The sequence below is a fragment of the Acidovorax delafieldii 2AN genome, from assembly GCF_000175235.1.
Classification (GTDB): Bacteria; Pseudomonadota; Gammaproteobacteria; order Burkholderiales; family Burkholderiaceae_C; genus Acidovorax; species Acidovorax delafieldii_B.
The window spans coordinates 1-3,423 of record NZ_ACQT01000324.1; the positions used below are offsets into that span (position 1 = coordinate 1).

Consider the following 3,423-nt stretch of genomic DNA (forward strand, 5'->3'; position numbering starts at 1 on the left):
TCGGAGGCGGGCTGGCCCAGCACCGTGACGCGCCCGCGCGTGGGCTGGGCCAGGCCCAGCATCTGGCGCAACAGCACGGTCTTGCCGGTGCCCGAGCCGCCCACCAGCGCAAGGATTTCCGCGCGCCGCACCGACAGCTGCAGATCCTGGTGCACGGTGAAGGCTTCGTCGCCCTTGCCGAACACCGTCCAGAGCCCGGAGATGTCCACCAGGGGCGCGTCGCTGGCAGGAGGCGTGGGGACCGAAGCCGTGGCGTTCATGGATCAGATCCCGATGTTCTTGAACGCCACAGCGAACAGCGCGTCCACGATGATGACCATGGTGATCGATGTCACCACCGATGCCGTTGTGCCCTCGCCCAGGCTCTGCGTGTTGGGCTTGACGCGCAGGCCCCAGTGGCACCCGATCAGGGCGATGAGTGCGCCAAACACCACGGACTTCGCCGTGGCCAGCCCCAGGTTGCCGATCTTCACGGCCGCAGGCAGCGCCTCGACAAAATACGCCGGCGAAATGCCCATGGAGACATCGGCCGCCAGCATGCCACCAGCCAGCGCCGCCAGGGTGGTCCACACGCTGATGAGCGGCATGGCCAGCGCCAGCGCCAAGGTGCGCGGCATCACCAGGCGAAAACCGTGCGGGATACCCATCACGCGCATGGCGTCGAGTTCTTCGGTGACCCGCATCACACCGATTTGCGCCGTGATCGACGAGCCCGACCGGCCCGCCACCAGGATGGCCGCCAGCATGGGCCCCAGCTCGCGGATCAGCGAAATGCCCAGGATGTTGACGATGAACGACTCTGCTCCGTACTGCCGCAATTGCAGCGACATCAGGTAGGCCAGCACCACGCCGATGAGAAAACCCACCAGCGCCGTGATGGGCAGCGCGGTGGCCCCCATGCGGTACACGTGCCCCGACATGTCGCGCCACGGCGCGCGGTGGGGAGCGCGCACCAGCCGCAACAGGTCGAGCGCCAGCTGCCCGATCAGCTGCACCACGTGCCGTGCATGGTCCAGCCCATGCAGCACCAGCACGCCCAGGTGGTCGGCCTGGTCGGCCAGGCGCCAGGGCTCGGCAGGCGGAGGCGGCGCCGTGAAAGCGCCCACGCGCTCCAGCATGGCCCGCTGCGGGTCGGTCAGCTCCAGCCGACCCGGCCAGGCCTGGCCCCAATGGTCCCAGAGCAGTTGTGCGCCCACGTGGTCAAGCCAATCCAGGCCGCGCAGATCCCACCCGCCAGCGGGCGCGGTGTTGTCACGCAGTTGCGCCGACAGCGCACGCCATTGCGAGCGCTGCCCCAGCTCGGCCGCGCCCCAGCGCCCCAGCAGCAGCGCCTGGGGGCCTGCGGGGGAATCGGAAAGGACAATGCGAGGCGAACGGTCGCTCATGGATGGAGGTTGGGGGAAAACGGGGCGCGCCACCGGCGGCCTGCGGCGGGACAAGCACAGCTGCTTGTTCCCTGCATGCAATTATTATCAAATCGACTTCTGGCGCAATACCGTCCGGCGCAATACGCTATAGATTGCGTAGCAATTCACGTTTTTCCCCTCGACACGTGCAACGCCCTGCGCACAATGGCACGCACCACCCGTTCTTGCCCCGCCCCCCCGCCGCAGCCTGCCTTTCATCCCATGAGCGACACCACGTTTGACTACATCATCATTGGCGGCGGCACGGCCGGCGCCCTGCTGTGCAACCGCCTGAGCGCCGACGGCCGCAGCCGCGTGCTGCTCATCGAGGCAGGCCGCAAGGACGACTACCACTGGATCCACATCCCCGTGGGTTATCTGTACTGCATCGGCAACCCGCGCACCGACTGGCTCTACAACACCGAGCCCGACGCGGGCCTGAACGGCCGCACCCTGCGCTACCCGCGTGGCAAGACGCTGGGCGGCTGCAGCAGCATCAACGGCATGATCTACATGCGCGGCCAGGCCCGCGACTACGACCAGTGGGCCGAACTCACGGGCGACGCCAGCTGGCGCTGGGACAATGCCCTGCCCTACTTCCGCCGCCATGAAGACCACTGGCGCCTGGACCGGCCCGAGGGCGCCAGCGACGAGTTCAAGCGCCTGCATGGCAGCAAGAGCACCGGCGGCCAGGGCGAATGGCGCGTGGAGAAGCAGCGCCTGCGCTGGGACGTGCTCGATGCCTTTGCCCAAGCGGCGCAGCAGGCAGGCATTCCGGCCACGGATGATTTCAACCGGGGCAGCAACGAAGGTGTGGGCTACTTCGAGGTCAACCAAAAGAACGGCTGGCGCTGGAACACGGCCAAGGCCTTCCTGCGCCCGGCCTGCTACGGGCGCCCCAACTTCGAGATGTGGACCGCCGCGCAGGCGGCCAAGCTTATCGTCGAGACGCAGCCCGACGGCAGACGCCGCTGCACCGGTGTGCAGGTGTGGACAGGCCACGCAATGGTCACGGCGCACGCCACGCGCGAAGTCATCCTCAGCGCCGGCGCCGTCAACTCGCCGCAATTGCTGCAACTCTCGGGCATCGGCCCGGCCGCGCTGCTGCGCCAGCATGGCATTGACGTGGTGCACGACCTGCCCGGCGTGGGCGCCAACCTGCAGGACCACCTGCAGATCCGCGCGGTGTTCAAGGTCAACGGCGTGACCACGCTCAACACCATGGCCAACTCCTTGCTCGGCAAGGCCAAGATCGGTCTGGAATACGCGCTCAAGCGCAGCGGTCCCATGAGCATGGCGCCCTCGCAGCTCGGTGCCTTCACGCGCAGCAGCCCCGACCAGCCTTATCCGAACATCGAATACCACGTGCAGCCCCTGTCGCTCGACGCCTTCGGCGAGCCGCTGCACAGCTTTCCGGCGTTCACGGCCAGCGTGTGCAACCTCAACCCCACGAGCCGCGGCACGGTGCACATCAAGAACGCGGACTTCAAGGCGCCCCCCGCGATTGCGCCCAACTACCTCAGCACCGCAGAAGACCGCCAGGTGGCAGCCGACAGTTTGCGCGTCACGCGCCGCATTGTGGCCCAGCCCGCACTTGCCAAATACCAGCCGCAGGAATGGAAACCCGGCGTGCAATTCGAAAGCGACGAAGACCTGGCGCGCCTGGCGGGCGACATTGCCACCACCATCTTCCACCCCGTGGGCACGACCAAGATGGGCCGCGACGATGACCCGATGGCGGTGCTCGACGCGCGCTTGCGCGTGCGCGGCATTGCCGGGTTGCGGGTGGTGGACGCGGGTGCCATGCCCACCATCACGAGCGGCAATACGAATTCGCCCACCCTCATGCTGGCCGAGAAGGCCGCAGAGTGGATCATCGAGGCACGCGGCGCAGCCTGAGCCGAAGCCGTCCCCGGCACCCTGCGTCGCGCTGGCAGCCTGCGCAGTGCTACCCGTCAGCGGATGCCCCCCACATAACGCGGCATTTCCTTCGCAGGTGCGGCCCCAGGTGCCGGCG

At 67.7% G+C, this 3,423-nt stretch carries 3 protein-coding genes; 1 reads left to right on the forward strand and 2 read right to left on the reverse strand.

All coding sequences use genetic code 11. The features are described 5' to 3' along the window. Together ACDELDRAFT_RS20400 and ACDELDRAFT_RS20405 are read right to left on the reverse strand one after the other, a co-directional pair. A partial coding sequence (locus ACDELDRAFT_RS20400) for an ATP-binding cassette domain-containing protein (protein WP_005799973.1) occupies positions 1–260 on the reverse strand: 260 nt, incomplete at its 3' end. 3 nt (positions 261–263) lie between these two features. Further along, a complete protein-coding gene (locus tag ACDELDRAFT_RS20405) occupies positions 264–1,385 on the reverse strand; it encodes an MlaE family ABC transporter permease (protein ID WP_005799974.1) in 1,122 nt (373 codons plus the stop codon). Between the two features lie 243 nt (positions 1,386–1,628). On the opposite strand from ACDELDRAFT_RS20405, the gene ACDELDRAFT_RS20410 reads away from it, so the two are divergent. Next, a complete protein-coding gene (locus ACDELDRAFT_RS20410) occupies positions 1,629–3,305 on the forward strand; it encodes a GMC family oxidoreductase (protein WP_005799975.1) in 1,677 nt (558 codons plus the stop codon). The last annotated feature ends 118 nt before the right edge of the window (positions 3,306–3,423 follow it).